General features: G+C 38.2%; 23 protein-coding genes. 22 read left to right on the top strand and 1 reads right to left on the bottom strand.

What is annotated here, in order from left to right:
* Positions 1-21 precede the first annotated feature (21 nt).
* The 8 genes from QEZ38_RS01850 (at position 22) to QEZ38_RS01815 (ending at position 8,071) form a co-directional block, all read left to right on the top strand.
* Positions 22-606, top strand: a complete 585-nt coding sequence (locus QEZ38_RS01850) for a hypothetical protein (RefSeq protein WP_281334849.1) — start codon at positions 22-24, stop codon at positions 604-606.
* 134 nt (positions 607-740) lie between these two features.
* On the top strand, positions 741-1,538 hold the full coding sequence (locus QEZ38_RS01845; protein ID WP_281334848.1) for a formate/nitrite transporter family protein: 798 nt from the start codon (positions 741-743) through the stop codon (positions 1,536-1,538).
* A gap of 388 nt (positions 1,539-1,926) precedes the next feature.
* Positions 1,927-2,724, top strand: a complete 798-nt coding sequence (locus QEZ38_RS01840) for a formate/nitrite transporter family protein (RefSeq protein ID WP_281334847.1) — start codon at positions 1,927-1,929, stop codon at positions 2,722-2,724.
* Between the two features lie 80 nt (positions 2,725-2,804).
* Positions 2,805-4,079: a DUF2130 domain-containing protein gene (locus QEZ38_RS01835; protein ID WP_281334846.1), complete on the top strand. Its 1,275-nt coding sequence runs from the start codon at positions 2,805-2,807 to the stop codon at positions 4,077-4,079.
* 10 nt (positions 4,080-4,089) lie between these two features.
* Positions 4,090-4,968, top strand: a complete 879-nt coding sequence (truB, locus tag QEZ38_RS01830) for a tRNA pseudouridine(55) synthase TruB (RefSeq protein ID WP_281334845.1) — start codon at positions 4,090-4,092, stop codon at positions 4,966-4,968.
* Between the two features lie 178 nt (positions 4,969-5,146).
* Positions 5,147-5,638 carry a DUF536 domain-containing protein gene (locus QEZ38_RS01825; protein ID WP_049504976.1) on the top strand — a complete coding sequence of 164 codons (492 nt, stop codon included), beginning with the start codon at positions 5,147-5,149 and terminating at the stop codon, positions 5,636-5,638.
* 70 nt (positions 5,639-5,708) lie between these two features.
* Complete coding sequence (locus tag QEZ38_RS01820; RefSeq protein ID WP_281334844.1) at positions 5,709-6,299, top strand: 3'-5' exonuclease; 591 nt, start codon at positions 5,709-5,711, stop codon at positions 6,297-6,299.
* A gap of 8 nt (positions 6,300-6,307) precedes the next feature.
* Positions 6,308-8,071 carry a glycerophosphoryl diester phosphodiesterase membrane domain-containing protein gene (locus QEZ38_RS01815; protein WP_281334843.1) on the top strand — a complete coding sequence of 588 codons (1,764 nt, stop codon included), beginning with the start codon at positions 6,308-6,310 and terminating at the stop codon, positions 8,069-8,071.
* A 46-nt stretch (positions 8,072-8,117) separates the two neighbouring features.
* Here QEZ38_RS01815 and QEZ38_RS01810 read toward each other — a convergent pair whose 3' ends face one another.
* Complete coding sequence (locus QEZ38_RS01810) at positions 8,118-8,417, bottom strand: YbaB/EbfC family nucleoid-associated protein (protein ID WP_281334842.1); 300 nt, start codon at positions 8,415-8,417, stop codon at positions 8,118-8,120.
* Between the two features lie 183 nt (positions 8,418-8,600).
* Between QEZ38_RS01810 and efeO the strand changes: the two genes are divergently transcribed.
* From efeO to QEZ38_RS01740, 14 genes are all read left to right on the top strand, one after another.
* Entirely contained in the window at positions 8,601-9,473 is an 873-nt protein-coding gene (gene efeO, locus QEZ38_RS01805; protein ID WP_281334841.1) for an iron uptake system protein EfeO, read from the top strand.
* 5 nt (positions 9,474-9,478) lie between these two features.
* Complete coding sequence (efeB, locus tag QEZ38_RS01800; protein ID WP_281334840.1) at positions 9,479-10,693, top strand: iron uptake transporter deferrochelatase/peroxidase subunit; 1,215 nt, start codon at positions 9,479-9,481, stop codon at positions 10,691-10,693.
* The gene (locus QEZ38_RS01795) at positions 10,668-12,356 is read left to right on the top strand and encodes an FTR1 family iron permease (protein WP_281334839.1); all 1,689 of its coding nucleotides are present in this window, start codon (positions 10,668-10,670) and stop codon (positions 12,354-12,356) included. Before efeB ends, QEZ38_RS01795 begins: the two co-directional genes overlap by 26 nt.
* Positions 12,356-13,087, top strand: coding sequence for a twin-arginine translocase subunit TatC (gene tatC / locus QEZ38_RS01790; RefSeq protein WP_281334838.1), 732 nt, complete (start codon positions 12,356-12,358; stop codon positions 13,085-13,087). The genes QEZ38_RS01795 and tatC overlap by 1 nt, the downstream gene beginning before the upstream one ends.
* Positions 13,071-13,238: a twin-arginine translocase TatA/TatE family subunit gene (locus tag QEZ38_RS01785; protein WP_000512114.1), complete on the top strand. Its 168-nt coding sequence runs from the start codon at positions 13,071-13,073 to the stop codon at positions 13,236-13,238. Before tatC ends, QEZ38_RS01785 begins: the two co-directional genes overlap by 17 nt.
* Positions 13,239-13,538: 300 nt before the next feature.
* Positions 13,539-14,246 (top strand): IspD/TarI family cytidylyltransferase, encoded by a 708-nt coding sequence (locus tag QEZ38_RS01780; RefSeq protein ID WP_036752755.1) that lies wholly within the window; start codon positions 13,539-13,541, stop codon positions 14,244-14,246.
* Positions 14,247-14,250: 4 nt separating this feature from the next.
* Positions 14,251-15,273 carry a ribitol-5-phosphate dehydrogenase gene (locus tag QEZ38_RS01775; protein WP_281334837.1) on the top strand — a complete coding sequence of 341 codons (1,023 nt, stop codon included), beginning with the start codon at positions 14,251-14,253 and terminating at the stop codon, positions 15,271-15,273.
* Positions 15,274-15,285: 12 nt separating this feature from the next.
* Entirely contained in the window at positions 15,286-16,155 is an 870-nt protein-coding gene (locus tag QEZ38_RS01770; RefSeq protein ID WP_281334836.1) for a choline/ethanolamine kinase family protein, read from the top strand.
* Positions 16,145-17,023, top strand: a complete 879-nt coding sequence (locus QEZ38_RS01765; protein WP_281334835.1) for a DMT family transporter — start codon at positions 16,145-16,147, stop codon at positions 17,021-17,023. Before QEZ38_RS01770 ends, QEZ38_RS01765 begins: the two co-directional genes overlap by 11 nt.
* Before the next feature lie 12 nt (positions 17,024-17,035).
* Entirely contained in the window at positions 17,036-17,725 is a 690-nt protein-coding gene (locus tag QEZ38_RS01760; protein ID WP_281334834.1) for a sugar phosphate nucleotidyltransferase, read from the top strand.
* A gap of 250 nt (positions 17,726-17,975) precedes the next feature.
* On the top strand, positions 17,976-18,776 hold the full coding sequence (locus QEZ38_RS01755) for a dihydroorotate dehydrogenase electron transfer subunit (RefSeq protein WP_281334833.1): 801 nt from the start codon (positions 17,976-17,978) through the stop codon (positions 18,774-18,776).
* Between the two features lie 10 nt (positions 18,777-18,786).
* A complete protein-coding gene (locus QEZ38_RS01750; protein ID WP_281334832.1) occupies positions 18,787-19,725 on the top strand; it encodes a dihydroorotate dehydrogenase in 939 nt (312 codons plus the stop codon).
* Positions 19,726-19,790: 65 nt separating this feature from the next.
* The gene (locus QEZ38_RS01745; protein WP_281334831.1) at positions 19,791-20,702 is read left to right on the top strand and encodes a bifunctional riboflavin kinase/FAD synthetase; all 912 of its coding nucleotides are present in this window, start codon (positions 19,791-19,793) and stop codon (positions 20,700-20,702) included.
* Positions 20,703-21,246: 544 nt separating this feature from the next.
* Positions 21,247-26,951: accessory Sec-dependent serine-rich glycoprotein adhesin (locus tag QEZ38_RS01740; protein ID WP_281334830.1), on the top strand; the 5,705-nt coding region annotated here is incomplete at its 3' end.

The raw sequence follows: 26,951 nt of genomic DNA, 5'->3' as shown, positions 1-26,951 counted from the left end.
AAAGCTAGGAGAGTAGCTAATATGAATCAACTACAAGTAATAAGACAAGATAAACAACTAAGAATTTTATTGATGCAAGAATGCGATATTCTCTTTTATGACCAGTTGAAAGAGGTTGAATTTTCTCAGAACAATGAAGTTTATTCTCTTTCGCCCATAGCCTTTGCTAAAGACGGCAGCGGGGGAGAATATGTAATTCTTGAGGATGAGAGTATTGGCTTTATAGGGAGTGAAGGCCAAGTTGGTCGGGTAGCAGAAAGCCTTGATGACTTGCTTACTTTCTTAATTCATGCTGGTTCTATCTCAGACTTTTCCTGTCGGTTACTCTACCAAAACAAGGATTTGTTGGCAAAATTCTGTCAGAGATTTATCAATAAAGCACGACAAAACTACCAGTCAAAAGGCGAAAAGTGGGACAAAGTGAGAACTCTACTTGCGCAAGAGTTGGGACTTAAATTTCAGCCAGAAAAACTGCAAGAGTTAGCCTTCAATTTTTATCAATCAGCGATAAGAACTCCACTATTTACTTGTAAATATGGTCATGGTGAGAATGAATATGTCTGCGATTCTGTTTTGTCAGATATTGTTGGCTTGTGGGTTTCATAGCTGGTAAGGTTGACTGCAGAAGAAATTGAAGCTTTTACAAACACTAAAAACAATCAAATGTAAAGGACAAAAATTTATTTCCACTTAAAATATTTTATGTTATAATATTAACAATGATGTTTTAAGGAGTTTATATGAGTTCTTCAGAATTTATTTCAAAGATTGATTATTATTGCCATAAGAAAGAGAGTCTATTTGACCAAAGTAAGTTTAAATATGCCATTCGCTCGATGTTTGCAGGTGCTTTCTTAACCTTTAGTACAGCCGCTGGGACCATAGGTGCTGATCTACTCAATAGCATCGTTCCAAGTGCTGGTTATTTCCTATTTCCCTTTGTATTTGCATGGGGACTTGCCTATATCGTTTTCTTGAATGCCGAGTTGGTTACCTCAAATATGATGTACTTGACAGCTGGAACATTTTTAAAGAAGATTGATTGGAAAAAAGCCTTTACCATTTTACTTTATTGTGCCTTTTTCAACTTAGTTGGTGCTCTGTTAGCAGGTTGGTGCTTTGCTAATTCATCGGCTTTTTCACACCTGACACACGACAGTTATCTTCCAAAGATTGTAGCCAAGAAGTTGGCACGTCCTAGTGAGTTGGTCTTGTTGGAAGGGATTTTGGCAAATATGTTCGTAAATATTGCCATTCTATCTTCAATTTTGGTTAAGGATAGCAATGCCAAACTCTGGATTATCTTGTCAGCTATTTCTATGTTTGTTTTCTTATCTAACGAGCATATTGCAGCCAACTTTTCATCTTTTAGCATTATTAAATTCAGCATTGTTTCTGATCAAATTGCTAACTTTGATATTCCAAATATTCTACGTCATTGGAGTGTTACCTTCATTGCTAACTTGATTGGTGGAGGATTCTTGATAGGTTTACCATACGCTTATCTTAATAAAAATGAAGAGACTTATGTTGATTAGCACTTAGCTCTTACTAAATAAAATGAAAATCAATAATAGAGGAGGTCGGGACTAAAAATCCAGACCTCGATTTTTTTCCAAAGAACTTTTTGATAAAAACGTTGTTTTCTCTGTCTATAAATTCAAACAAATTATTAGTACATGGACTTTAGCTGAAAACTAAAGAGACTCTTTTGTAAATTCAATATAGAACAAAATAAAAAATATATTAAATATATAGAGTAGAGGATTTGAAAATAAAGAGTTGAAAACATTAAATATGGTGATACAAAGCAAATGGAAACGATTGCTAAAAGTGATAAAAATATTGTAAATAGAATTAAGAAAGCCTTCCCATAATTTCGATTTTATGTTATAATATTCACAAATAAAAGTTTTAGGAGTTAATATGGTTTCTTCAGAATTTATCTCAAAAATTGAGTTTGCTTGTAAGAAAAAGGAAAGTCTTTACAGTCAAAGTAAATTCAAGTATGCTATCCGTTCAATGTTTGCTGGTGCATTCTTAACATTTAGTACAGCAGCTGGTGCAGTTGGAGCTGACTTGATTAATAAGATTGCTCCAGGTAGTGGACGTTTCCTCTTCCCATTTGTTTTCGCTTGGGGATTGGCTTACATTGTCTTCTTGAATGCTGAATTGGTAACATCTAACATGATGTTCTTGACAGCTGGTAGCTTTTTGAAAAAGATTAGCTGGAGAAAAACAGCTGAAATCCTTCTATATTGTACACTCTTTAATTTGATCGGTGCTCTTATAGCAGGTTGGGGCTTTGCCCATTCAGCAGCTTATGCAAACCTAACACACGATAGCTTTATTTCTGGCGTTGTAGAAATGAAGTTGGGCCGTTCAAATGAACTAGTCTTACTCGAAGCTATCTTGGCTAATGTCTTTGTAAATATCGCAATTCTTTCATTTGTTTTAGTCAAAGATGGGGGAGCTAAACTTTGGTTAGTTCTATCTGCGATTTACATGTTTGTATTCTTAACAAACGAGCACATCGCCGCAAACTTTGCATCATTTGCGATTGTGAAATTCAGTGTCGCTGCTGATTCAATTGCAAACTTCGGTATTGGAAATATTCTTCGTCACTGGGGTGTAACCTTTATTGGTAACTTTATTGGTGGTGGTCTACTGATAGGATTGCCTTACGCCTTCTTAAATAAAAACGAAGATACATACGTAGATTAAAAGTTGGATTCATTCCAACTTTTTCTTTTTGTTTTTCCATGCTATAATGAATGTAGAATAGATAAATATAGAGGAATAACATGAACGAGATTAAATGTCCCAATTGTGGCGAAGTATTTACAGTCAATGAAAGTCAATATGCAGAATTGATTTCTCAAGTTCGAACTGTAGAGTTTGATAAGGAATTACACGAGCGAATCAAGCAAGAGTTGACATTAGTGGAACAAAAAGCCTTAAATGAACAACAGGCAAAACTGGCTCAAAAGGATCAAGAAATTGCCCAGCTTCAAAGTCAAATTAACAACTTTGATACAGAAAAAGAATTGGCTAAGAAAGAGGTGGAGCAAAGTGCTAGTCAAAGCTTGCTAGAGAAAGAAAAAGAAGTCCAAGCTCTCGAAAATCAATTGGCTACCTTGCGCTTGGAGCATGAAAATCAACTACAAAAAACTCTTTCTAATCTTGAAAAAGAACGCGATCAGGTCAAAAATCAGCTCCTCTTACAAGAAAAAGAAAATGAGTTGTCTCTAGCTTCTGTTAAACAAAACTACGAAGCCCAGCTTAAGGCAGCCAGTGAACAGGTTGAATTTTACAAGAATTTCAAGGCGCAACAATCAACCAAGGCAATCGGTGAAAGTTTGGAACACTATGCAGAAAGTGAGTTTAACAAGGTTCGAAGCTTTGCCTTTCCAAATGCATACTTTGAGAAGGACAATAAGGTTTCAGCACGTGGTTCTAAGGGTGATTTTATTTTCCGTGATTTTGATGAAAATGGACTAGAATTCATTTCCATTATGTTTGAGATGAAAAATGAAGCAGACGGGACAGAGAAGAAGCATAAGAATGCGGATTTTTATAAGGAATTGGACAAGGACCGCCGTGAGAAAAATTGTGAGTATGCAGTTTTGGTAACTATGCTTGAGGCTGATAACGACTACTTCAATACTGGGATTGTCGATGTCAGCCATGAATATGAAAAGATGTATGTCATTCGTCCCCAGTTCTTTATCCAGTTGATTGGACTCTTGCGCAATGCTGCACTGAATTCTCTCAAATACAAGCAGGAATTGGCTTTGGTTCGCGAGCAAAATATTGACATTACGCATTTCGAGGAAGACTTGGATGCTTTCAAGGTAGCCTTTGCTAAGAACTATAATTCAGCTTCTGTCAACTTCGGCAAGGCCATTGATGAAATTGACAAGGCCATTAAGCGTATGGAAGAAGTCAAGAAATTCCTGACCACATCAGAAAACCAACTGCGCCTTGCTAACAACAAATTGGATGATGTTTCCGTTAAAAAATTGACACGAAAAAATCCAACTATGAAAGCTAAGTTTGAAGCTCTGAAAGGGGAGTGAGAAAAAACATATGAACGGTATTATCAACTTAAAAAAAGAAGCGGGGATGACCTCGCATGATGCAGTTTTCAAGCTGCGTAGGATTTTACGAACTAAGAAGATTGGTCATGGAGGAACTTTAGACCCTGATGTTGTCGGTGTTTTACCCATTGCAGTTGGCAAGGCTACTCGTATGGTGGAGTTTATGCAGGATGAGGGTAAGGTCTATGAGGGTGAAATCACCCTAGGCTATTCAACGACGACTGAGGATGCTAGTGGTGAGGTAGTTGCAGAGACACCAGTTTTGTCACCTTTAGATGAGAATCTTGTTGATGAAGCAATCGCTAGTCTGACAGGTCCTATTACTCAGATCCCCCCTATGTACTCCGCTGTCAAGGTCAATGGGCGCAAACTTTATGAATATGCGCGTGCTGGTCAAGAAGTGGAACGTCCAGAACGTCAGGTGACCATTTATCAATTTGAACGGACAAGTCCGATTTCTTATGAGAGTGAACTTGCACGATTTACTTTTCGTGTAAAATGCAGTAAGGGAACCTATATTCGTACCTTGTCGGTTGACTTAGGAGAAAAACTTGGCTATGCTACTCATATGTCTTATTTAACACGAACAAGTGCAGCTGGATTACAGTTAGATGATGCTTTGACCTTGAGTGAAATAGAGGAAAAAGTACAAGCTGGTGAATTAGACTTTCTTCATCCCTTGGAGATTGGGACAGGTGACTTGGTCAAGGTATATTTGACTCCAGAACAGGCAGAAGAAGTGCGTTTTGGTCGCTTTATTGAATTGGAACAAACCGAGAAGGAATTGGCTGGTTTTGAAGGTGAAAAATTACTAGCCATTTTAGAGAAACGTGACCAACTCTATAAGCCTAGAAAGGTTTTCAATTGATTAGAGCTGGTGGTAAAATCGCAAACTGATTTTTAGTTTTAAAAAATGCTAAAAGATAGTTCAATTTAGACCCGAAAAAGTTATGAAAAAGGGTTGAAAACACGGTGATATTTGACAGTTTTGCTTGCTTATGATAATATTTAAATAAAGAAAAGCTAGAAAACTTTCAGAGGATATTATGAGTATTGAGATGACTGTTAGTGAGATTGCTGAGGTCTTGGGCTTGTCCCGCCAAGCAATCAATAACCGTGTCAAGGAATTACCTGAAGAAGATACGACTAAAAATGATAAAGGAGTTACTGTGGTAACTCGCAGTGGCTTGATTAAGCTTGAAGAAATCTACAAAAAGACCATTTTTGAAGATGAACCTGTTAGTGATGATGTAAAGCAACGTGAATTGATGGAGATTCTTGTTGATGAAAAGAACGCTGAAATCATCCGTCTTTATGAGCAATTAAAGGCCAAAGACAAACAGTTAGCTGAAAAAGATGAACAGATGCGTGTCAAAGACCGTCAAATCGCAGAAAAAGATAAGCAATTGGATCAACAACAACAGTTAACGCTACAAGCTATGAAGGACCAAGAAACCCTTCAGTTGGAGTTGGATCAGGCTAAGCAAGAAGTACAAGCAACGAAGAAAGGCTTCTTTGCTCGCTTATTTGGAGGATAAGAAAAAACTGCTTGGTTTCTAGGTATAACCAAGTAGTTTCTTTTTACAAATACAGTAAGGAATGGATAAGATGGAAAAATTAAGAGATTACATTTCATTTGATTTGGAATTTAATAAACACCAAGATAAAACTCACTTGATTCAGGTATCTGCGGTCCGTTTTAAAGATGGTGAAGAAGTAGGAGCATTTGACTCATATGTTTATACGGATGTACCATTGAAAAGTTTTATCAATGGTTTAACGGGTATCACTTCTGAAACCTTGAAAGATGCTCCGATGGTGGAGGAAGTTCTTAAGAATTTTCAAGATTTTGTAGGTGAATTACCCCTTGTTGGATATAATGCAGCCAAGAGTGATTTACCGATTTTATTGGAGCATGGTTTGGATTATAGTAGCCAATATCTAGTTGATCTCTATGATGAAGCTTTTGAGCGACGCAGTTCTGATCTTCACGGCATTGCAAATCTCAAGTTACAGACTGTGGCTGAATTTCTTGGATTCAAGGGTCAATCTCATAATAGTTTAGAGGATGCGCGAATGACTGCGCGTGTTTATGAAGCTTTTCTAGAATCTGATGAAAGTAGAATATTACTGGACTCCAAGAGTAGTCTAAACTCTAATCCTTTCGGTGGTTTAGATTTATCACAGCTGTTTGATTAGGAGGTTTTATGAAACCTGAAAAACCTAAAAAATTGGGTTTTAAAAAGATTTACCTAAATCTGGATAAAATCCTCTTTCTATTTTTTCTAATCTTCATGCTGGTAGATTATATTTGGTTGCCATTGAACTCATTGATAGCAGGCTTTTTACTCAGTCAGACGGGCTATTTGTTTATCTCTTACAATAACATTTTTGAGATTATCAAAAATGCGCCTTTAGTCAGCTTTGGTTTTTTAATCTTAATAGCCATTAACCTTTTAGTAGCCTATTTTCAAATTAGTCTTCTCTTCATTGGGGCTCGACACCTTCTCTATCATGAAAAACGAACCTTGATTGAGTATAGTCGCAAGGTCTTTCGTGAAAGTATAGCCTTCATGAAACGTCTGACTCTTTCCAAGGCCTTGTTTATCTTCGTTTATATCGCTATGATTTTTCCGTTTATCAGGAAGATTTTTAAAATTTATTATTTTAATAAAATAGTTATACCTGATTTTATCCAGACCTACATGGAAGACAAGTATTGGATATGGTGGCTTGGTATTATCATCTTGTCAATTCTCTTCCTATACGTTTCTGTTAAGTTGGTTTTTGTTCTACCAAAAATCTTTTTTGAAAAGATGACGGTTAAGGATGCTGTGGTCTACAGTCTAGAAAAAACCAGGAATCATTTTTGGTTTTACGCTTGGCATCTTTTTCTCATTGTTGTCAAAACAAATCTTTTCTTTTACTTACTTCTAATCCCACTATTGGTTGGCCAGTTTTTAGTAGATGGTCTCACACATCGAGAATCTTTGATTCTTGCTATTTCGAACTATATTTTGATTAAAAATATCCACTATATGGCTTTGACTTACTTCTTGGTTAAGTTTACCTCCTTTTTAACTGGTGAGGAGTTGGATATTATGCCAAGACGAAAGAAAGATCATATCATGAGATGGGGTGTAATGGGGTGCGCCAGTGTCTTCTTTGCGATTGAGGGTTATGTTTATCTAGAAGCACCCGTAGTCAATCCTCCGCTTGTCATCTCTCACAGAGGAGTTTCTAATGGGAATGGTGTCCAAAATACAGTTGAATCCTTAGAAAAAACAGCTCAGTTAAAACCAGATTTAGTTGAGATGGATGTGCAGGAAACCAAGGATGGTCAGTTTGTCATGATGCATGATGCTAACCTAAAAAGTTTAGCGGGATTAAATGTAACACCGCAAGACTTAACTTTAGATGAGTTGAAGCAATTAGATATTTATGAAAATGGTTATCAGACCAAAATTTCCAGCTTTGATGATTATATAAATCGTGCCAATGACCTTCATCAGAAATTGCTGATCGAAATTAAAACGAGTCGAAAAGATAGTGCCCAAATGATGGATCATTTTCTAGATCAATATGGGGCAAAGATCAAAGTCTATGGGCATCAGATGCAATCTTTGGATTATCATGTTATTGAAAAAGTAACTCAGTATGATAAGGAAATTCCAGTCTATTTCATTCTGCCCTACAATTCCGTTTTTCCAAGAACGAATGCAACAGGCTATACCATGGAATATTCTACCTTAGATGAATATTTTGTAACCAAGCTTTGGAATACAAAACAAAAACTCTATGTATGGACAATCAATAGTTCGGAATCCTTTGATAAGTCCCTACGTTTGGGAGTTGATGGTATGATAACAGATGATCTAGAAAGAATTAAAGAAGAGCTTGAAACCGCTCAGGAAGATCCTGAATATACGGACTTGCTTCTCAAGAAAGCAGCAGAAATATTTACTTTCTAGGTAAGACAAAAGAGGCTGAATTGAACATCAGCCTCTTTTTATACTATTAGAAAGGTAATTTACCAGCAAAAGCACCTAGTTTCTTCTTAGTTGCTTCATCAATTCGTTCAAGAGCAGCATTGACTGCTTGAACTGTCATATCTGATAGAGTTTCAATATCTTCTGGGTCAACAACTGCTGGATTGAAATCAATTTTTGTAACTTTCTTGTCTCCTGTTAGTGTCGCAGTTACAAGGTTTTGGGCAGAGGTTCCAACAAATTCTGTAGCAGCAAGTTCATCCTGACTTTGCTCCATTTGTTTTTGAAGTTTTTGAGCTTGACGCATCATGTTTTGCATATTCATCATGGTAGTGTATGGCTTCCTTTTCTTTTATTTTCCCTATTATTTTAACAATTTTAACTAGAAAAGTCTATTCTAATTTTAAAAGGACCAAACATTAAATTTTCTGACAATTTATTGAATAATTAGAAAAACTATGATATAATAAATTTAAAAAATGGGATTCCCGTGATTTAATAGGAGTATTTAATGAAAAAACTTGGTTTTATCCTTTTATCTTCGGCATTGTTGTTATCTGCTTGTGCAGTTCGTTTTGAACAATCGTCAACTACAAGTGATTCCTCTCAGGTTACAAAATTGTCAGAAGATAACCAAAAACTATTGGATAAGGCAACTAGTGACTACAAAGTATTTGTGGAAGAACAGATTGATAAACTTTTAACGGATACAGAAGGTTTTGTTCAACTATTGAAGGATGGTAAGTTAGAAGAAGCTAAAAAGGCATACCCTTTAATCCGTATGTCTTATGAACGTTCAGAGCCGATTGCAGAGAGCTTCGGAGAATCTGATGTGAAGATTGATTTTCGATTAGCAGACTACTTAGATGAAAATAAGACCGAAGAAGGTTGGTCTGGTTTCCACCGTATCGAGCGCATTCTTTGGGAGGAAAACACAACCAAAGGAACTGAGGTTTTTGGTGACCAACTGGTAAATGACATCAAGGAATTAAAGGCTAAGATTGCGACTGTAGATGTTGATTACAAGATTATGCTAACTGGCGCTGTTGACCTTCTTAATGAAGTAGCGACAAGTAAGATTACTGGTGAAGAGGAGATTTATTCTCATACAGATTTGTATGATTTCCGTGCCAATATCCAAGGTGCTGAAAAGATTTTCCAACTCTTTAAACCCTTGCTTGAAAAATCAGATGCAGCTCTGGTTAAAGAGTTAGAAGAAGATTTCAAATCTGTTAATAGTTTGTTAGACAAACACATGACGGACAAGGAACACTATAAGCTCTATACAGACTTAACGAAAGAGGATACCAAGGAATTGTCTGAAGCAGTCACAAAACTTGGTGAACCATTATCACAAATGGGTAAATTTCTTGGTGGAGAATAAGTAATATGACAAACAAAGGCGAAAAATTTTTTGAACAAAAAATGGACCGTCGAGAATTTCTAAAAAAAGCAGGTATTGGAGGTGCTGGTCTCGCACTTGGTCTCTCCGGTGCTTCTGCTTTTTTCGCACCTAAGCTTGATGGTCAGGAGAAAATCTCGTACGGGGATGAAAAGATAGCCTTCTACGGCAAACACCAAGCTGGCATTACAACTGTTATGCAGAAAAACATTTATTTTGTGGTTTTAGATTTGCATACAACCGACAAAGAGAAAATCATCCAGTTATTTAAAGATTGGACTGATTATAGTGCCAAACTTGTAGAAGGAGAATTGGTTAAAAAAGATGGTAACAATAGCCTCTTACCTCCAAGTGATACTGGAGAAACAGTTGGGCTTAATCCTCATCGTTTGACATTGACCTTTGGAGTTTCGGCTAGCTTCCTAGAAAAGATGAAACTAGAGAACAAACGTCCAAAACTTTTTAGAGATTTGCCTCCTTTTCCAAAGGAACAGTTACGAGAAAAGTACACGGGTGGAGATATCGTCATTCAAGCTTGTGCAGATGACGAGCAAGTTGCCTTCCATGCTGTTCGTAACCTTATCCGAAAGGGAAGGAATGCCGTTACTCTTCGTTGGAGCCAATCTGGTTTTGCAGCTATTGGCAATCGTATGGAAACTCCTCGTAATCTCTTTGGTTTTAAAGATGGGACTGCTAATGTCACTACTGAGAAAGAATTTGATCAGGTTGTTTGGGCTGACAGTAAGGATTGGATGGAAAATGGTTCTTACATGGCCGTTCGTCGCATCCAGATGTTCCTAGATACTTGGGATCGAACCAATCTCGAGGAACAAGAAAATACCTTTGGTCGTTATAAAGAAAGTGGCGCTCCCTTTGGCAAGAAGAACGAATTTGATGAGGTTGATTTAAGCCTTCTTCCTGATGATTCTCATGTACGTTTAGCTAAAGAAGTGGATAAGCCTCTCCTGCGTCGCTCTTATTCTTATTCTGATGGAATTGATGAAAAGACAGGTCAGTTTGATACTGGTTTGCTCTTTATTTCCTTCCAAAAGGACCCAGATAACTTTGTTAAGGTGCAGACCAATCTAGGTGCTACGGATAAAATGAATGAATACGTTACCCATATAGGCAGTGGACTTTTTGCCTGTTTTGGTGGTGTAGAGAAGGGAGGTTACATTGGGCAGAAATTATTGGAATCCTAAAAGTATTATCCTCCTATTTGCTTGTTTCTTCTTGTTGATTTTTCCGGTAGGAGCTAAGGAAAATTTGAGTCCTTACTTTGTGAAAATAGCTGATGCAACTAAAGTTGTTAAAGAAGGCAAACAAGATCAGGCTAGAAAACTAATCGATGAAATGACCAAAGATTTCGAGAAAGTCGAGAATTCTGACTCTGAAGCAGGACGACAAGTTCAAGAAAGGTTAGTCTTAACTGATGATATTACCGAAGACCAGCTAACTCAGATTTCTTTAGCCCTTTTGACATTTGAGAAAGAGCAAAATCCAGTCGACCTTGATGCAGAAAAAGAGAAACTTGTAAGTCGCTTAGAACCTCGTTTTGAAGCCTTAGACAAGGCAATTGCTTCTCAAGAACTGGAAGCAGTAAGAGAAGCCTATAAAAAAATGAATTCAACTTGGACCATCAATGAAGCAGTGGTTCGCGACCATAGTACAGCTCATTATGGGCAAGTGGAAACAGCTATTTCCTTTCTGCGTAGTAGCATTGAGACTGAACCAACTAACTTTGATACTATTCAGGCATCGTTTGATGATTTGAAAAAAGCCATTTCTAACTTTGTTGAAGGTACAGAAGTTGCGACGACATCTTCGAATCTGACCCTTAAGGATGGAATTGATCTTTTAGAAAAGGCCTTGGCTCAATTTCAAGCTGGTCAAGATAGCGAAGCAGCTGCAACGATGAAGGAGTTTATTACTATTTGGCCCACTATCGAGGGTTCTGTAAGTACAACCAATCCTTCGCTTTATACTAAGGTTGAAAGTGAGAGTCCTGTCATCATGGTTAAGGGAAAGGAAAGTGAATATCAAGAAAAGCTTTCTAGCTTGATTGCAGAGCTATCTCAAATTGATACTAGCGCTTCCTATAATGCATTTGACGCCATGCTCATCTTGCTCCGAGAAGGTATAGAAGCCCTCTTGATTGTCATGGCGCTTGTGACAACTTTGAAAGCTGCCAGGATGAGAAAGGGACTCAAGTGGGTCTATGGTGGTGCATTTGCGGGTATAGTTGCTAGTCTTTTAATTGCCTATATCCTACAGGTTGCCTTTCCAGCAGTTACCTCAGGAACTAACCGTGAAATCATCGAAGGTGGAGTCGGGATTTTTGCGGTTATCATGATGATTTTAATCGGTATTTGGCTTCATAGCAAATCCTCTGTTAAAAAATGGAATGCTTTTATGGAATCGCAGATGCAAACTGTCACGAAAACAGGATCGTTCTTTTCTATGTTTGCTCTGAGTTTTCTAGCCGTGTTCCGTGAAGGTGCTGAGACGATTTTATTCTATGTGGGGATTCTGCCAAGGATTTCTAGTTTTGATTTTGTCCTAGGAATTTCTCTAGCCCTCTCAGTTTTAGTCGTGATTGCCTTTGTGATGAACAAGGCTAGTCAATTTTTCCTGCCTCATAAGTTTTTCTTCATCCTGACTTGGATGATTTATGCCTTAGCCTTTAAGATGACGGGAGTCAGTATCCATGCCTTACAGTTGACAAATATGATTCCAAACCATCTGCTCTCAGGAATACCAAGTATTGATATATTGGGAATTTACCCTAGTTGGGAAGGGGTAGCAGGTCAGACTCTCTTTATCCTCGTAGTCTTTCTAATTACCATTAGACAGGGTGAAAAGTGATGGATCAAAAGGAATTGACAATTATTGAACATTTGCTAGAATTTAGAAAGAGATTGCTAGCAGTAGTTGTTTGCTTCTTTCTAGTATTCTGCGTTTCACTATTATTTGCTGATCAGGTTTATCAGTATATCACACAAGGTTTTAGTCAGAAGTTAATCGTCTTGGGGCCGAATGATATTTTATGGATTTATCTCCGTTTAGCAAGTTTAATGGCCTTTAGCCTTACCTTACCTTTTACGGTCTATCAAGTCTGGAGTTTTGTTCGACCAGCCCTTAAAACTGAAGAAGCAGGAGCGATTTTTGCTTATATCCCTGCAACTTTCCTTTGTTTTATCTTGGGATTAGCCTTTGGCTTTTATTTTGTAACACCAGCTATACTTCAGGTCTTACTGGGACTAGGTGAAAACTTATTTGAGACGCAACTGACAGCACAAAATTATCTAGCCTTTGTCTTTCAAACAACTGTACCACTAGCGTTTATCTTTGAATTGCCAGTTATCATTGCTTTTTTTACCTCAATTGGTTTGATTGGACCTGGCCTACTCATTTCTTATAGACGTTATGCTTACTTCATTTTATTGGTATTGGCAGTTATATTGACGCCGGCCGATTTTATTAGCGATTTAGCGATGACTGTTCCTTTAATCTTATTGTATGAGGTTAGTATCGCTATTAGTAAATGGATAATTAAGAGAAAAAGGAAAGGAGAAAAAAATGGGAATCTTACGTGATATTGGTGCACCAGGCTTGATAGTCATTGTTCTTGGAGCACTATTGATTTTTGGGCCAAAACGCTTACCAGAGTTAGGCGAGTCAGTAGGAAAAATGCTTGCCGAGTTTAAGAAAGCCGTTAAGGGCATCGGTGAGCAAGAAGAAAAATAAACGAAAAATGATTGAATAGAGTTGAGAATTGTTAGCTTGGAATTATCTCTGGCAAATATTCTCAACTCTTTTTATTTGGTTTAAGGTTTCTTTAAGGTTTCTATAATATTCTGAAGAACTCTATATTAATGGAAAGATGGATTTGAAAACCTACTTTTTATCATTCAAGATACCTTCCCAAAAAGTATGTAACAACCCTCTTTCTGGCTAGAGAATTCTAGTATTTATTTCGATAAAGGGCTAGGTTGTGATATAATGGTAAAGAATGAGTTTTTTAGAACAAACTAAAGGAGTATTAAAATGATCTACGCTGGAATTTTAGCAGGTGGAACTGGCACGCGCATGGGGATTAGTAATTTACCAAAACAATTTCTTGAGTTGGGAGATCGCCCAATCTTGATTCATACTATTGAAAAATTTGTCTTGGAACCAAGTATTGAAAAGATTGTAGTTGGAGTTCATGGTGACTGGGTTACACACGCAGAAGATTTAGTTGAAAAATTCCTTCCGCTTCATAAGGATCGTATCATCATCACAAAAGGTGGTGCGGATCGTAATTCTAGTATTGAAAAAATTATTGAAGCTATTGATGCTTATCGTCCACTGACAGAAGATGATATCGTGGTAACGCATGATTCGGTTCGCCCCTTTATCACACTTCGTATGATTCAAGACAATATTGCTCTTGCTCAAAAACATGATGCTGTCGATACTGTGGTTGAAGCGGTGGATACCATTGTTGAAAGTACAAATGGTCAGTTCATCACAGATATTCCAAATCGCGCTCATCTTTATCAAGGACAAACACCTCAAACCTTCCGTTGTAAAGACTTTATTGATTTGTATGGTTCTTTATCAGCAGAAGAAAAAGAAATTTTAACAGATGCATGTAAAATCTTTGTCATTAAGGGTAAAGATGTTGCCTTGGCAAAAGGTGAATACTCAAACCTTAAAATTACAACAGTTACAGACTTGAAGATTGCTAAAAGCATGATTGAGAAAGACTAGAGACATGATTAATCAAATTTATCAACTGACAAAACCCAAATTTATCAATATCAAATACCAAGAAGAAGAGATTGATCAAGAGAATCATATCCTTATTCGACCAAACTTTATGGCGGTTTGTCATGCGGATCAACGTTACTATCAAGGAAAACGTGATCCAAAAATTTTATCAAAGAAACTTCCAATGGCTATGATTCATGAGTCTTGTGGGACTGTTATTTCTGATCCCACAGGTACCTACAAAGTTGGTCAGAAGGTTGTCATGATTCCCAATCAACCACCTATGCAGAGTGATGAGGAATTTTATGAAAACTATATGACAGGAACCTATTTCTTGTCTAGTGGTTATGATGGCTTTATGCGAGAATTTGTTTCTCTACCTAAGGATCGTGTGGTAGCTTACGAGGACATCGAAGATACAGTAGCTGCCATTACTGAATTTGTCAGTGTGGGTATGCACGCTATGAATCGTTTCTTGACGGTTTCTCACAGCAGACGTCAGCGTATTGCAGTTATTGGCGATGGTAGTTTAGCTTTTGTAATGGCTAATATTATCAACTATATCTTGCCTGAAGCTGAGATTATTGTTATTGGTCGTCATTGGGAGAAATTAGAACTCTTCTCTTTTGCTAAGGAGCTTTACATTACGGATAGCATCCCAGAAGATCTTAGTTTTGATCATGGTTTCGAATGTTGTGGTGGTGATGGATGCGGACCTGCTATTAATGATCTCATCCGTTACATCAAACCACAGGGAACCATTCTGATGATGGGTGTTAGTGAGTACAAGGTCAACATCAATACCCGAGATTCCTTGGAAAAAGGTTTGTTACTGGTAGGTTCTTCGCGTTCAGGACGTGTTGACTTCGAAAAAGCTATCCAAATGATGGAGATTAAGAGATTTGCCAATCGTTTGAAAAATATCATTTATTTAGAAGAACCAGTACGAGAAATTAAGGATATTCACCGAGTTTTTGCAACTGACCTAAATACTGCCTTTAAGACAGTCTTTAAGTGGGAAGTCTAATGGAGGATGATTGTGGAAAAGATTATTAAGGAAAAACTGACATCTTTACTATCAACTGATGAAGATATTTTAAGTGTTGAACAACTAGGAGGAATGACTAATCAAAACTATTTGGTTAAGACAACCTCAAATCAGTATATCGTTAAGTTTTTCGGAAAAGGCACAGATAAATTGATCAACCGCCAGAATGAGAAATTTAATCTGGACTTGTTAAAAGATTTAAAACTTGATGTGGAAAATTATCTTTTCGATATTGAAGCAGGTATCAAGGTTAATCAGTACATTAAATCTGCGAATACTCTTAATTCCACTACTATCAAGACTAAGTTTGAAAAGATTGCGCCTATTTTACAAACGGTTCATGCTTCGGGTAAGGAATTAAAAGGAGAGTTTGCTCCTTTTGAGGAAATCAAAAAATATGAAACCTTGATTCAAGGGGAGATTTCCTATCCGAACTATGAAACTGTCAGAAAGTTAGTATTTTCTCTGAAAGAAGAGCTTGAAGAAATTGGTATCGATAAGAAATCATGTCACATTGATTTGGTTCCTGAAAATTTCATAGAAGGACCAGATGGTCACCTTTATCTGATTGATTGGGAATATTCATCTATGAATGATCCTATGTGGGATTTGGCAGCTCTTTTCTTGGAATCTGAGTTTACTTCAGACGAAGAAGAGAACTTCTTAAGTCATTATGAAAGTGACCTGACACCAGTTTCTCGGGAAAAAATTCGTATTTACAAAATCTTGCAGGACATTATTTGGAGTCTCTGGACTATCTACAAAGAAGAAAATGGTGCAGATTTCGGAGATTATGGAATCTCTCGTTACAGTAGAGCTGTGAAAGAGTTGGATTCTATGGGAGGTTCTGATGAAGACTAAAAACGGAGTTTCCTTTGGTCTGCTTTCAGGGATGTTTTGGGGATTAGGTCTGACTATTAGTGCCTATATATTTTCAATTTTTACTGATTTATCACCTTTTGTAGTAGCAGCAGCACACGACTTTCTAAGTATTTTTATCTTACTAGGTTTTCTTCTAGTTAAGGAAGGAAAAGTACGTTTTTCAATCTTCTTGAATATTCGAAATGTCAGTGTTATTATTGGTGCTTTACTGGCAGGACCGATTGGTATGCAGGCCAACCTTTATGCAGTTAAGTATATTGGAAGTTCTCTAGCATCGTCTGTTTCTGCGATTTATCCTGCTGTTTCAGTCTTGCTTGCCTTCTTCTTCTTGAAGCACAAGATTTCCAAAAATACAGTTTTGGGGATTCTTCTAATCATTGCAGGAATTATTGCTCAGACCTATAAAGCCGAGCAAGTGAATTCTTTCTACATTGGGATTCTTTGTGCCTTGATATGTGCCCTTGCTTGGGGCAGTGAAAGTGTTCTGAGTTCCTTTGCAATGGAAAGTGATCTCAGTGAAATTGAAGCCCTCTTGATTCGGCAAGTTACATCCTTCTTGTCTTATCTTGTTATTGTGCTCTTCTCGCATCACACGTTTGCAGAAGTGGCTAACGGGCAATTGTTTGGTTTATTGATAGTCTTTGCAGCATTTAATATGATTTCTTACCTTGCCTACTACATTGCTATCAATCGATTGCAACCAGCAAAGGCAACCGGTCTAAATGTCAGTTATGTAGTATGGACTGTTTTGTTTGCAGCAATTTTCTTGGGCTCGCCCCTTAATTTACTAACCATCATTACTTCATTTGTTGTAATGGCTGGTGTTTACATTATTATTAAAGAATAAAGGAGAAAGCGCGTGAAAGCTATCATCTTAGCAGCAGGTTTGGGGACTCGTTTGAGACCCATGACAGAAAATACACCCAAAGCTTTGGTTCAAGTTAATCAAAAACCTTTGGTTGAATATCAAATTGAATTTTTAAAAGAGCGTGGAATCGATGATATCATCATCGTAGTTGGTTATTTGAAAGAACAGTTCGACTATCTTAAAGAGAAGTATGGCGTTCGTTTGGTCTTCAACGACAAGTATGCTGATTACAATAATTTTTACTCACTTTACTTGGTAAAAGAAGAGTTGGCTAACAGCTACGTTATCGATGCGGATAACTATCTTTTCAAGAATATGTTCCGCAATGATATTGAACGTTCAACTTACTTTAGTGTTTATCGTGAAGAATGTGACAATGAATGGTTCCTAGTTTACGGAGAAGACTACAAAGTTCAAGATATCATCGTTGATAGCAAGAACGGCCGCATCCTGAGTGGTGTGTCATTCTGGGATGCTCCAACAGCTGAGAAAATCGTTGGGTTTATCGACAAAGCCTATGCAAGCGGCGAATTTGTAGATCTCTACTGGGACAACATGGTTAAAGATAATATCAAAGAACTAGATGTTTACGTAGAGGAATTGGAAGAAAACTCTATCTACGAAATCGATAGTGTCAAAGATTATCAAAAATTGGAGAAGATTCTCTCTTCACAAAAATAAGTAAACTAAAATACATCCGACACCTTACCTATTTTTGCTTGACTTTTTAGGGTTGATACAGTATACTAGTAAAAATTTAACCTTTAAGGGAAGTCCAGAGAGGCTCACAAGGTGTCAGATAGAAAATAGATTACACAAACTTCGAATAAACAAAGTTTATTTGATTCTTTTCTGTAAGTATCTTACTGAAACCTTGCGATTGCAAGGTTTTTCTTTTTCTGAACCCCTTAAAATTTAAGGAGGAAAAGTTATGAATCCAAATTGTAAAAAACGCATGGGTGCTATTCGCTTGGAAATCATGAAAGTAGTGTCTCAAAAGGAAATCGCACCAGCGATCTTTGAGCTAGTACTTCAAGGAGACATGGTTGAAGCTATGAAAGCAGGCCAATTTCTTCATTTACGAGTTCCTGATGATGCTCATCTCTTGCGGCGTCCGATTTCAATCTCGTCTATAGATAAGGCTAATAAACAATGCCATCTTATTTATCGTATCGAAGGTTCTGGTACGGCAATTTTTTCAACCTTAAAAACAGGTGATAGCTTAGATGTTATGGGACCTCAGGGGAATGGTTTTGATTTATCTGATTTAGACAAGCAGAATCGTGTTCTCCTAGTTGGTGGTGGAATCGGAGTACCACCCTTACTCGAAGTAGCTAAGCAACTGCATGAGCGTGGTGTAGATGTCACAACGGTTCTAGGATTTGCGACCAAAGACGCAGTTATTTTGGAAGATGAATTATCCCAATATAGCAAAGTCTTTGTAACGACTGATGATGGTTCTTATAGAACCCAAGGAAATGTATCAGTAGTGATAAAGGAATTTGATAAGAAATTTGATGCCATCTACTCTTGTGGGGCACCTGGTATGATGAAATATATCAATCAAACCTTTTACGAGCATCCAAGAGCTTATCTATCTCTTGAATCCCGTATGGCCTGTGGTATGGGGGCTTGCTATGCTTGCGTATTGAAAGTACCTGAAAGTGAAACAGCTAGTCAACGTGTGTGTGAAGATGGCCCTGTATTTAAAACAGGCACAGTAGTTTTATAAGGAGAGTGTCATGACTACAAATCGATTACAAGTTTCTCTACCAGGCTTAGAATTAAAGAATCCTATCATTCCTGCTTCAGGTTGTTTTGGCTTTGGTCAAGAATATGCCAAATACTATGATTTAGACCTTTTGGGCTCCATCATGATTAAGGCAACTACCTTAGAACCACGTTTTGGAAATCCAACTCCACGAGTGGCAGAAACGCCTGCTGGTATGCTCAACGCCATTGGTTTACAAAATCCAGGTTTAGAGGTCGTTCTCTCTGAGAAACTACCTTGGCTTCAAAGAGAATATCCAAATCTTCCCATTATCGCCAATGTTGCTGGCTTTTCAAAACAAGAATACGCAGCCGTATCTCATGGAGTTTCTAAGGCAACTAACGTGAAAGCCATTGAGCTCAATATCTCTTGTCCTAACGTTGATCATGGAAATCACGGATTTTTGATTGGGCAAGACCCGAATTTAGCTTATGATGTGGTAAAAGCAGCTGTGGAAGCATCAGAAGTGCCCGTTTACGTCAAATTAACCCCTAGTGTGACAGATATCGTGACTATTGCAAAAGCAGTAGAAGATGCTGGAGCTAGTGGTCTCACAATGATTAATACCCTTGTTGGGATACGTTTTGACCTTAAAACCAGAAAGCCGATTATCGCAAATGGGACAGGTGGCATGTCTGGACCTGCTGTATTTCCTGTAGCTCTAAAACTAATCCGTCAAGTAGCTCAAACAACCAAGCTTCCAATCATTGGTATGGGAGGAGTGGATTCAGCTGAAGCGGCCTTAGAAATGTATCTGGCAGGAGCCTCAGCAATCGGTGTCGGAACAGCCAACTTTACGAATCCCTATGCTTGTCCAGATATTATCGAAAATCTACCAAAAGTCATGGATAAGTACGGGATCGAAAGTCTAGAAATGTTGCGAAAAGAAGTCAGAGAAAGTTTGCTCTAAGTTTTATGTCCTGAATTCAGTCTAAATTGTTTTGAAAGCGCCATTTTTCTGGTATAATAAATACTATGATTATTACAGTACCTATTAAAACAGAAAAAGATATTGCAACACCAGGACCAAACGTCCTTGTACTTGGTTATTTTGATGGAGTTCATCTTGGACATCAAAAATTATTTGAAATAGCTTCTAACATTGCTGCTGAAAAGCGCCAGGGAGTAGCTCTAGTAACTTTTAACGAATCACCAAAACTAACTCTGAATCAATACTCACCTGAACACTTATTGCATATTTTGAATGCTAGTGAACGTGAACGTAGATTGAAGCGAGCTGGAGTTGAGAGCTTGTATTTGATGGATTTCACTAGTCGAGTAGCAAATATGACTGCCCAAGAATTCATTGATACCTATGTCAAGGAAGCAAAGGCAGATACGATTGTAGTTGGTTTTGACTATACTCTTGGTTCAGATAGAAAAACAGCTGAGGATTTAAAAGAACTTTTCCATGGTGAAGTAGTTGTTGTTCCACCAGTTGAGGATGAAAAGGGGAAAATTAGTTCAACGCGTATTCGCCAAGCCATTCTAGAAGGAGATGTAAAAGAGGCAGGCAAACTTCTGGGATTCCCTTTGCCAACGAGAGGTGTAGTGGTTCACGGAAATGCGCGTGGTCGAACTATTGGCTTCCCTACAGCTAATTTAGTCAACTTGGATCGGACTTATATGCCGGCTGATGGTGTCTATGCCGTTGACGTTGAAATCCAAAGAAAAGTCTATCGTGGTATGGCGAGTCTAGGTAAAAATGAAACCTTTGATGGCGAAGAAGAGCGTTTTGAAGTTCATATCTTTGATTTTTCCGACGATATCTATGGGGAAACTGTCATCGTTTCCTGGTTGGACCGTATCCGTGATATGGTAAAATTTGATAGCGTTGATCAATTGGTTAAGCAACTAGAAGAAGATGAAAAGATAGCTAGAAAATAAAATCAAAAAATAGTAGAGTTTGGGATTTTCTCAAACTCTTTTTTATTTGTATTTTTAGCTTAAGTTTGGGGAATCATCATAACTATTATAGTAGGCTAAATAAAGAATAGTTCATTTCGACTTCTAAAACATTGCTAGAAATTGATTTGACTCCCCTAATCAATTTGTCCAGATTTTATTTCATTTCACCATAGAGGAAATTTGAAATATCAACTTGTGAACATCATCGTATTTTTGGATTATAGAATGAATAAATGATATGTTCTTTTTATACCAAGTTATAGAAATTATAAAATCTATCTAAAACGAGTTTTAAGAAATATTTCCTATAATTAAGACCGCGAATAAGTTTCATGAGAAAGAGGAAAGTGTTGGTTATTATATAAATATCCTAGTTGACGTATTGGAGATCTTTTTTGAACTGTGTAAATCAGTATTTTTTAAGTAATTAACGGTTATCATTGCTAGATATTATCATTAAAAAGTGGTAAAGTAGGAAACAGCATCAATTTTTAAAATTGATAGAAAAACGGAAGGTATTAACATGTTTTTTAAAAGAAATGAAGGTCAATTTAGAGAGACAGACCGTGTTACAAGATTTAAGTTAATCAAGTCTGGTAAGCACTGGTTACGTGCCTCTACTTCCCTTTTTGGCTTGTTTAAAGTCATTCGTGGTGGAGTCGATACTGCTCAAGTGTCAACAGAAGTTGTTGAAGAGCGTTCTTCCACACCATTGACAGGAATCGATGTTCTTAAGGGAATAGTAGCAGCTGGTTCAGTTATCGGTGGTGGGGCTGTTGTTCAAACTCAAGTCCATGCCAATGAACAAACTGCAGTTGAAAAAGTTATCGAAACAGAGGATACACTTGTCACTGCAGATAAAGTTGTTCTAGGAACAGTAGGGAAAGAAAATCAAGAAGCTCCGGCTTCAGATGTGACTTCTCAGTCTATTAGTGAGAGTGTTTCAGTCTCTGAAAGTCAATCATTATCAGAGTCCTTGTCTTCATCAGTGTCTGCAAGTACATCTGCATCAGAGTCTACCTCAACTTCAGCATCTACTTCAACTTCACTCAGTAGCTCTGAGTCACTTACAAGATCAGAAAGCCTCTCAGAAACGAGTTCTACTAGTTCTGTAGTCACAAACTCAACAAGTAAGGGTTCTACTGGTGAAACTTCTAAGGTAGAAGAAGTAGTAGCGGATAAAGATGGTGCTACAATTACCTATAAGTCAACTCCAGCTAACTTGAATACTGCTTCAGCAAGCGCAGGTGTTTCTGATAAAGTCAATGGCAACACTGCTGATATGTTAACAACAGCAGCGACAGGGTTAGTAACTGCGACTGAAACTGACAAAAAACGAGCAGAGCAAGAGAAAAAACTCAAGAGTCTTTCAGATGAGATTGGAACCTATCTCGGTCGTCTGGGAAATCGTGAGGGTGCTGAAAGTGCTCTTCTAAAAGGGAAAGCTACGATTGAAACTATTCAAAATGCTTTGACCGATCCTAACGCTGACCTTAATACTCTTATCTCTGAGGCTACTAGAACACGTAATAGTGTGGTCAACACAGTTCTTCGAGCAAGTTCTGGAGCGCGTGACTACCGTAATGGTCAAGCTTTGACTTCTTCAAATGATTTTCGTATTCCATTTAATACAAATGCTTCTTTGGGAAATGCAAGCTATGATTCTAAAGCCAAACTAATTGTTACCAATAAAAACCAAGCAAACTACTTTAAAACATCAGGGACTGCAAATCTAAGTGGTGGTACAGTAACCTTAACACAGAACACAAGTGGGCAAGCTGGTTCCTATACCTTGAAAACTAAGATTGATATGACTGAAAGCTTTACTTTGACAGGTAAGATCAATCTTGGTAATGCCTATGAAGGGTATACTAATGGTCACTATGGTGGTGATGGGATTGCTACAGTGTTTTCAACTGCTGAACCTGGTGTCATCGGAAATGCTAACGGTAATGGTTCAGGTGCCTCTCTTGGTATGGGGGGAGATAATCTTAAAGGTTCTTTTGGATTTAAACTTGATACATGGCATAATACGGGTGCACCAGAAGCTGTAAATAAAGCATCTGCCGATCCAGGGTCCGTGTCAGGTGGCGGTGCCTTTGGTGGCTTTACCTATAACTATAATGGTAACAACAGAAATGCCCAAGGAACTGTCTATCCAGTAATACGTACATTTTCAAAATTGGCTCAAAATCCAACGAATAATACTTTCAGAGACTACCAGGTTTCCTACAATGGAACGACCAAAGTGATGACTGTTACCTATAATGATGGTCAAACCTGGTCTATGAATCTGCAATCAGATACAATTGCGACTACAAGAGATATGTTTGTAGATGGCCGTCCAGTTAATACAAATTCTCTCAGACTTGAGAATACAAGGAGAAGTTTGTTGGATAACGCTGGTAACCCTGAAGAACTAGCCTTGGCCCTCTTCGCTTCGACAGGCTCTGGAACCAACTTGCAACAATTTAGACTAGAAAAATTTGAATACTCTGCGCGTGGTGCCTATGTTACAGTTCATTTCATCGATGCAGATACTGGAGAGGAAATCCCTGGTAAGGATGAGATGTTTATCCAACAACTTCCAGGAACAACTGTAGATCTTTCACAATATTTGAACATTGATGGTTATCAGTTGAAGGCAACTAACGTTGCAACAGCCAAAGGATACGTATCGGGCAATACTGTCAGAGTTCTTGAAGGAAAACAAGGTATTACCTATGCCTTCCATAAACTCAAACAAAATGAACTTTATAATGCTACAACTAAAGTTCCAACTGTTTATACTTTGCAAGGGGAAGCTGCGACAGATGTTGCTAATGTAAATAACTTTGTCACTGTTGATCCTGTTGATAGTTCAACACCAGCTGTCACTGGACATAGCATTTCTTGGGTAACGCCAATCTCTACTAGTGCAACTGGGGCTCAATCAGCTCTAGCACGTGTTACCTATTCTGATAATTCGACAACGGATGTAACCATCAACTATACGGTCTATCCGAAAGTTGAAACCAAAACAAACAATGGTGTGAAAGGTCAATTTTATGCCTTTAAAGCAGTTCCAGGTAGTGATAGAACTGTTGGAGGAAGCTATGCCAATAATATTGGTGGCTATTCAAACCTCTATATCAATAGTAGTGACCTTCCATCAGGTACTACATTCTCTTATGAATATCGCCTGAATAACAATCCAAGTGCCACATTGAGTAAACAAGCTGGCTCACCTGAATTTAGTAGCGTATGGCATACAACAGGAACTAATCCTGTGTCGCACCGTACAACTTACACAGTAAGAGCTACCTATCCAAATGGACGTTTTGGTACTGTATCATCTAGCAATGCAGCCCTAACAAGTGAAACTAGCTTTGACTATACTGTAGTTGATCCGGTAGCAAAACAAGAGTATGTTACTACAGTTGGTGATAAGGCTTCATTAGCGGATATTATTGCCAATCCAAGTAATGCTATTAAGAATTCTGATGCTGGAGTTGCGATACCTGCAGGTACAACATTCAGTTGGGAACAAACTCCTGACGACGCCATGGTTGCTAATCCAGGATTCTACACAAGAAAAGTAAGAGTGACCTTACCGCAAGGTTCTACTGATGCAGCAAGAAACAGCACATCTGTTCCAGTTATCTTCAAGGTCAATCCACAAGCACCACAAATCGCAGATAATCAGGTTACTAACACAGGTGGTCTTCCAAATAAAGGAATTACAGTCACCAATGTGACGCCGGGTGCACTTGTTACCCTGACATTAAACGGACATACATTCCCTAAGACAGCGGGGAATAATGACACAAGTGTAACCTTTACTGCGACAGATTTGAAGGCTGCCTATGATGGAAACAACGGTCTCCTTCCAACAGGTGACGTAACTGTTAAACAAAGTAAGGTTTTCCAAAATCCTGGTACTAGTGTAAATGAAACCTTGGAATCAGCTACAACGACTAAAACTATTACCAAGGAAACTGTAGCACCTGAAGTAACTTTTGAACTTTATATTAAGAACGACAAGACGGGCCTATGGGAAAAACAATCGATTAAGAATAATGTTCGTCCAGGAGTCAGTGGTTACGAAGTATTCGCAGGCGACAAGATTAAAGTTGTTTTAACTGCTAAAGATAATAGTGGTAAGATTAAAACTCTGAAATTAAACGATGGTACTTCAGATATCAGTCGTATTTTCCAAGATGGTTATTCTTCAGATGATGCAGCGCCAGGCATTAAGGACACCACTACTGAAGCTTCAGCAACAAATCCAAAAGTATTAGAGTACACTGCTACTTACGGAGAAAATGTCCAATATAAAGATGGAAATAAATGGACTCGTGGAACTAATGCTACAGACTTATCAGATAATACGGGTAGAGTAACGGCTGTAGTTGCACAAGGAAAATTGAATGAAAAATTCCCAGGAGCTCAACCTACTAACGCCATTGCAGTTGCCAATCCAAATGCGTTGACCGATGATGAACGCACCAAGATTCTTGATGCAGTGAAAACTGCAAATCCTCAGGTAGCCAACCGCATTAGCGATTATAGTATTGCTACCGATGGTACTGTAACGATTACCTACAAAGATGGCACAACGAACGATGTGACTATTAAGGTAATTCCACAGGCACCAGTTATCTCAGTTGCTTCTACTAATGAAACTGGTGGCTTGCCAAATCGTTCGATCGTTGTTACAAATGTAACACCAGGAGCTCTTGTAACCTTGACTTTGGCAGGTCATACGTTCGAGAAGAGAGCTAAAGATAATGAAACAAGCGTCACATTTGATCCGACAGAATTGCAGGATGCTTATGATGGCAATAACGGTCTTCTTCCGACAGGTGTTGTAACAGCTAAATCTACAGTTGCTGGTCTCGATTCAGAAGTAACGACAAGTAAGATTACTCCTGAACGTGTGAATCCAACAATTACCTATACTGTTACTGTAAATGGTCAGGAACCTAAGAAAGATAGCAATGGTCGCTATTTGTTCTATGCAGGAGATACTATCCAGATTACCTATACAGGTAAAGATAATAGTGGTAAATTAAAAACTTTGAAGGTTTCTGGTAATCGAAAAGATTTGACGGACTTCTTTGAAAACAGACCTGAATGGGGAACTGGTCCTATCACAAATATTATCAATACCTTAACAAATGATGACCAAACTACCTTCACCATTAATGCGGTTACTAACAAAGACCTTGCTTGGAGATCAGGAAATACCTGGGGACGTTGGCTCAATGCTACAGATCCAAGTGGAAACACTGTTGACGTCGGAGAAATTCGAATTCAACAAGATCAGTTGCAGAACTTGTTTAATAAACCTGCGATTGACTTGACTGAAGTCAAGGATAAAAATCATTTATCAGAATCTGATAAGGACAAAGTTCGCGAAGAAATCAGAAAAGCTCACGATAAAGTGACTCCGAACGGTCGTGATCGTATTTCTAGCATCGATGTAAGTGACAGCGGTGTTGCAACAGTTTATTATAAAGATAATGCTAAAGTAACATCTGGTAATCAACCATATGCACCAACGGTTTATAGTCAAGATGAAACTGTTTCAGACAAGAAATATCGTTCTGAGTCAGCATCAACAAGTGCATCAGTGTCAGCTTCAACCAGCGCATCAGTAAGTGCAATGACTAGCGCAAGTACATCAGCAAGTACATCTGCATCAACGAGCGTAAGTACATCCGCAAGTACTTCAGCCTCAACGAGCGCAAGCACATCAGCAAGTACATCGGTTTCAACCAGCGCAAGTACGTCGGCAAGTACGTCAGCTTCAACGAGCGCAAGTACATCGGCAAGTACATCGGCTTCAACAAGCGCAAGCACCTCAGCAAGTACATCGGCTTCAACAAGCGCAAGTACGTCAGCAAGTACATCTGCATCAACAAGTGCATCGACCTCAGCGTCTGAGTCAGCGTCAACAAGCGCAAGCACTTCAGCCTCTGAATCAGCATCAACAAGTGCGTCTACATCAGCATCTGAGTCAGCGTCAACAAGTGCATCGACATCAGCATCTGAATCAGCGTCAACAAGTGCAAGCACCTCAGCATCTGAATCAGCAAGCACAAGTGCAAGCACCTCAGCATCTGAATCAGCAAGCACAAGTGCAAGCACATCAGCGTCTGAATCAGCGTCAACAAGTGCATCGACCTCAGCGTCTGAGTCAGCGTCAACAAGCGCAAGCACTTCAGCCTCTGAATCAGCATCAAC

The organism is Streptococcus taonis, from assembly GCF_029948085.1.
Lineage (GTDB): Bacteria > Bacillota > Bacilli > Lactobacillales > Streptococcaceae > Streptococcus > Streptococcus taonis.
This window is presented reverse-complemented; position numbering and strand designations above follow the sequence as displayed.